Origin of the sequence: Pedobacter sp., from assembly GCF_045628745.1 — a bacterium.
GTDB lineage: Bacteria > Bacteroidota > Bacteroidia > Sphingobacteriales > Sphingobacteriaceae > Pedobacter.
Genome location: NZ_JAZQPU010000142.1, coordinates 1 through 4,191, shown reverse-complemented (window position 1 = coordinate 4,191; position 4,191 = coordinate 1). Strand labels below are relative to the sequence as shown.

Sequence of the window (4,191 nt, the reverse complement as noted above, 5' to 3'; positions counted from 1 at the left end):
ATCACCTTGGTCCATTACCTGCTGACCGGGATAAGGCGTCATGAAAGTTCCAACACCAACCATGGGGGCCATCCAGGCAGTGCCAGCCTCCGCTTTATGTTTGAAACTTTCAGCTTTTAGCGCATAAGTCTGCAGCAAAAGGTTATTGTGCTCTATTCTTTTTAATACCGTATCCAGCGTTAAGACTTCCTTTTGAGCAAAGAGTTGAAGCGGTAAAAGTGCCAGTAACAGGGCTATTTTTTTAATGCTGAACATGATGTACCTCCAGTTTTCCGTATTTTTTCAATTCATATTCTTTAGCCATTAAAAAGATCAATGGCGTAACCAGCAAAATGTGTGTAGAGGAGGTCAGTACACCACCTATCATGGGTAATACAATAGGCAACATGACATCGGTACCCACACCCGTTGCCCATAAAACGGGGATTAAGCCGAATAAGGACACACAGACGGTCATTAGTTTCGGACGAAGTCGCCTGGCAGCTCCCCTGACCACATATTCACGTAAATCATCTTTAGTGATGGTTTCGCTTGAATTTCCTTTCAATTTGATCAATTGCTCCATGGCATCGTTGAGGTAAATGACCATTACAATCCCTGTTTCTACAGCAATACCAAATAAAGCAATGAAACCTACAGCCACCCCTACAGATAAGTTGACATCCCAGAAGTAAATGATGTAAGCGCCACCAATTAGTGCAAAAGGCACTGTAATGAGGCTCAGAAAGGCTTCTCTTAAAGAGTGAAAAGCAAAATAGAGGGAGAAGAAAATAATGACCAGCACCAAAGGTGCAATCCATAATAAAGTTTGTTGCCCACGGATCATGTTTTCATATTGCCCGCTCCACTCCACAAAATAGCCTTCAGGTAAAATACCATGAGATTCATTGATTTTAGCGATGGCCTCTTTAACGGTGCTCCCCAAATCTCTGTCGCGCACATTGAACATGACAGCGCCCCTTAAGAGTGCATTTTCAGAGTTAATCATCGGCGGACCATCCTCAAAATGAATATTGGTTACTGCCGACAATGGAATGGTGCCCATGGTAGAAGACTGCAGGGGAATACGTTTAATTTGTTCCACGCTATTTCTAAAATCCTGCCCTAAACGTGCACTGATCGAGAATCTTTGTCGCCCTTCAATGGTATTGCCAATAATGGCACCCCCCAAGGCGAATTCCACAGTTTCGTTGATATCATCTACAGTTAAACCATAGCGGGCTAATTCTTCCCTTTTAATATCAATCGCTAAATATTTACCCCCTGTAATAGGATCAACATAAAGGTCTGCAATACCTTCAGTACCTTCCAGCGCAAGTTTTACTTTTTCAGAAACGGAAGCAATAGTATCTAGATTTTGTCCGTATATCTTTATGCCAACATCAGTACGAATGCCCGTAGCCAGCATATTAATGCGGTTGATAATTGGTTGTGTCCACCCATTGATGACCCCGGGAATCTGCAGCTTTTTATCCAGCTCATTGATGATGTCATTTTTGGTAAGCCCTTCACGCCATTGAGCTTTCGGTTTCAACATAATGATGGTTTCGATCATGGAGATAGGCGAATTGTCGGTCGCTGTATTGGCACGTCCTGCTTTCCCTAAAACCTTATCCACCTCGGGCACCGACTTGATAATTTTATCCTGGATCTGCAAGATCCTTTTGGCCTCGCTGTTAGAAACATCAGGTAAAGTAACGGGCATAAACAAAATGCTTTGCTCATCTAATGGAGGAATAAATTCTGTACCCAGGTTTTTTAACAGTGGAATCGTAATTAACAGGGCAATGATATTGATGGCAATCGTTGTTTTACGCCAGTTGAGTACCCCTCTGATTACAGGTTCATAATATTTCTCCAAAAACCTGTTGACCGGGTTAGCATGGTCAGGCTTAAACTTCCCTTTCATAAAAAAGGAAATAAGCACAGGGGCAAGCGTTAATACCAGCAAGGCATCAACAATCATGATGAATGTTTTGGTATAAGCCAGTGGATGGAAAAGTTTACCTTCCTGACCAGTTAACATAAACACAGGCAAAAAAGAGGTAATGATGATGACCGTCGCAAAAAACACCCCTCTGGAAACCTGTTTACTGGATTTTTCTATCACCTTTAAGCGTTCCTCTTCAGAGATCCAGTCAGGATTTTTCTTGAATTTATTTTTTATCCAGGCGATCATAGTTCAGTAGTTTTTTGTTGTTCATTTTGCCAAATTGCATAGCGTTCAGCCAGGTGTTTATAAGCATTTTCACTCATTACAATACCATTATCGACAATGACACCAATGGCCAGGGCAATACCGGTGAGGGACATGATGTTGGAGGAGATGTTGAATGCGTTTAAGAAGATAAAGCTGGCGGCAATGGTAATTGGAATCTGGATGATGATGCTTAAAGCACTGCGCCAGTGAAATAAGAAAACAATGACCACCAGCGAAACGACAATCATCTCTTCAATCAAGGTGGTGGTGATAGAATCTACAGATTCCTGAATCAGCTCACCCCTGTCGTAAACAATGTCGAATTTAACTCCGGGAGGCAAACCTTTAGACACTTCTTTCATTTTAGTTTTCACCCTTTCAATCACCTCCGCAGCATTTTCACCATAGCGCATCACTACAATTCCACCAACACGCTCCCCTTCGCCATCCTGGTCGAAAATACCAAGCCTAGTTTCCCCTGTCATTTGTACAGCAGCCACATCAGCGATTTTGATGGGGGTGCCGTTTTGATTTTCAATGGGGATATTGCCTATTTCTTCCAGCGATTTTAAATAGCCTGAAGTCTTGATGATATAGCCCATGTCGCTCAACTCGAACTTCCTTCCCCCCGATTCATTGTTATTTGAACGCACAGCGGCAATAACATCAGGAACCGACAGCTTAAAATAAAGTAGTTTATTGGGGTCTATAGCAATCTGGTATTGTTTCTGGAAGCCGCCGAAAGAAGCAATTTCACTCACCCCGGGAACATTTTGCAGGGCAAATTTCACATACCAATCCTGGATGGCTCGTTGCTCACCCAAATCTATAGATGGCGCATCAAGGGTATACCATAAAATATGACCAACACCTGTACCGTCGGGGCCTAACTGGGGAGCCACACCTGTGGGTAAAGATTGTGTAACCGTACTCAGGCGCTCCATTACCCTTTGTCGTGCCCAGTAAATATCTACATTGTCTTCAAAGATGACATAGATGAAGCTCATGCCGAACATGGAAGACCCACGGACGTATTTAATCTTTGGAATTCCCTGTAAATTGGTAACCAGTGGATAGGTTACCTGGTCTTCCATTAATTGTGGCGACCTGCCCATCCATTCTGTAAACACGATGACCTGGTTTTCTGACAAGTCAGGAATAGCATCTATAGGGTTCTTTTTAATAGCCATGACGCCCCAGACAAAGAGCCCTGCTGCAAGGAGCAGCACCATCCATCTGTTTTTTAATGACCATTCAATAAGTTTGTGTACCATCGTTTTTGTGCTAACCCAAGCCTGCAAAACTGGCAAAGGGCTGTGATGTATAATGAAGTAAAACCATTAGCAATAAAATGCAAATGAGTTCATCAATATTCTTTAAGAAAAATAGGTGAATTTAGGTTACAGGCGATGCCATAACCTGTGTAGGAAGATGGAGTATTATATTCTGAAAGTACAGTTGCGGATAAAGAAGGGTATGTCCTGAAGAAGGGGTGGCGCATTGCTTAATGCTGCTTTACCCCGTTTAACTGGAAAAGAAAGGTCTTCAAGCTGCCATGTGGCATTGTTTTGAACCAATACAGAGGTTTGTTCAAATTGAACCTGTAATAGACTAGTGGTTTTAGACTGGTCTACTTTGGCCTGCTTAGCCTCATCTTTACAGCAATCTTTTTTAGCCGTGTCGCTTTGTTTCATGCCACAAAAGCCACAGGTCTTTTTTTCATGGTTGGTGATGCCTAAATCAACCAGCTCACCCATGCAGTAATGAAAATACACCGTTGTACCTTGGGAAACCCCAAAGTAAAATATTGCAAGAAAGATGAGCAGTGTTCTTTTCATGACGAGTCAAAATTAAAGAATGAGGAGGATATATTTTTATATAATTCTGATTAAATGTTATATCAATCTCACAACATCTTAATGAAATTCAAGCCCTTACCTCAATTTTTGTTTTTTAACAGCTATAGCACATGAAATTAAGGCTGTAATAAC

At 41.9% G+C, this 4,191-nt stretch carries 3 protein-coding genes and 1 pseudogene; all 4 read right to left on the bottom strand.

The features are described 5' to 3' along the window. Positions 1-255 (bottom strand): annotated as a pseudogene (locus ACR2F7_RS05950) (TolC family protein); the annotation flags it as partial. Next, complete coding sequence (locus tag ACR2F7_RS05945; RefSeq protein WP_432712666.1) at positions 242-2,179, bottom strand: efflux RND transporter permease subunit; 1,938 nt, start codon at positions 2,177-2,179, stop codon at positions 242-244. The gene ACR2F7_RS05945 and the pseudogene ACR2F7_RS05950, both read right to left, overlap by 14 nt. After that, positions 2,176-3,474: an efflux RND transporter permease subunit gene (locus ACR2F7_RS05940; protein WP_432712665.1), complete on the bottom strand. Its 1,299-nt coding sequence runs from the start codon at positions 3,472-3,474 to the stop codon at positions 2,176-2,178. Before ACR2F7_RS05940 ends, ACR2F7_RS05945 begins: the two co-directional genes overlap by 4 nt. A gap of 165 nt (positions 3,475-3,639) precedes the next feature. Then, positions 3,640-4,038 carry an HYC_CC_PP family protein gene (locus tag ACR2F7_RS05935; RefSeq protein ID WP_432712664.1) on the bottom strand — a complete coding sequence of 133 codons (399 nt, stop codon included), beginning with the start codon at positions 4,036-4,038 and terminating at the stop codon, positions 3,640-3,642. Between the last annotated feature and the right edge of the window lie 153 nt (positions 4,039-4,191).

Excerpts from the sequence above, each read along its gene's own strand:
- ACR2F7_RS05945 (WP_432712666.1), bottom strand. The coding sequence starts at position 2,179 with ATGATCGCCTGGATAAAAAATAAATTCAAGAAAAATCCTGACTGGATC.
- ACR2F7_RS05940 (WP_432712665.1), bottom strand. The coding sequence starts at position 3,474 with ATGGTACACAAACTTATTGAATGGTCATTAAAAAACAGATGGATGGTG.
- ACR2F7_RS05935 (WP_432712664.1), bottom strand. The coding sequence starts at position 4,038 with ATGAAAAGAACACTGCTCATCTTTCTTGCAATATTTTACTTTGGGGTT.